The sequence below is a fragment of the Gemmobacter lanyuensis genome, assembly GCF_014652355.1.
GTDB classification, from domain to species: Bacteria; Pseudomonadota; Alphaproteobacteria; order Rhodobacterales; family Rhodobacteraceae; genus Gemmobacter; species Gemmobacter lanyuensis.
Genome location: NZ_BMYQ01000049.1, coordinates 1 through 605, shown reverse-complemented (window position 1 = coordinate 605; position 605 = coordinate 1). Strand labels below are relative to the sequence as shown.

Genomic DNA, 605 nt, shown 5'->3' with positions numbered 1-605 from the left:
GAGAGAGCGGCCGAGGGCGTTGCACCGTGTTCTTGTTGAAGCCCAGAAGCCAGGCCACCGTGCGATAGCCGAATGAAGGCTCCTTTTCGATCATCGCCTTGATCGGCTTGGCAAAGCGGGGATCGACCTTTGGCGCAGCCTTGGTCGGCTTGTAATAGACCGTCCGCCGCGGCACGCCGAACCACGCGCAGAGTTTGGTCAGCGGCACCGCCAACCCATCGGCAAGAAGGCCCTCATGGAGCGTCCGGATCATTTGTCGTCCTCCCGCTCCATGAGGGCCGCCAGCTTTTTTCGGGCGCGCAGCTCCAGCATGGCCTCGCCGTAGGCCTCCTGCAGGTCCTTCAGTTGCTTCTCATACTGCTCGCGGATCTCCAGCGGGTTCGCACGCAGGGCCATCTTCGGGGCTTACGCGGCCCCATCAGGGGCCACGGTCCCCTCGAAATCCATCCCCCGCTTGGCGTCATCCACCCAGCCCTCGATCTCTGAAGGCGACAGGTCATACGCCCGACTGGCCTCCGCCACCGTCGTCTTGCCCTGAATGATCTCGACCACCAGCGCCGCCTTACGCTTCGCCGTCCACCGCTTGATGCCGTCGTCCATCGTCA

Annotated in this window: 2 protein-coding genes and 1 pseudogene; all 3 read right to left on the bottom strand. The window is 63.8% G+C overall.

Features of this window, described 5'->3' with window-relative positions; translation table 11 throughout:
* Positions 1 to 253, bottom strand: a pseudogene (locus tag IE101_RS19960) (hypothetical protein); the annotation flags it as partial.
* On the bottom strand, positions 250 to 396 hold the full coding sequence (locus IE101_RS19955) for a hypothetical protein (RefSeq protein WP_229804342.1): 147 nt from the start codon (positions 394 to 396) through the stop codon (positions 250 to 252). The pseudogene IE101_RS19960 and the gene IE101_RS19955, both read right to left, overlap by 4 nt.
* A 9-nt stretch (positions 397 to 405) precedes the next feature.
* A partial coding sequence (locus tag IE101_RS19950) for a DUF1153 domain-containing protein (RefSeq protein WP_229804341.1) occupies positions 406 to 605 on the bottom strand: 200 nt, incomplete at its 5' end.

Excerpts from the sequence above, each read along its gene's own strand:
- IE101_RS19955 (WP_229804342.1), bottom strand. The coding sequence starts at position 396 with ATGGCCCTGCGTGCGAACCCGCTGGAGATCCGCGAGCAGTATGAGAAG.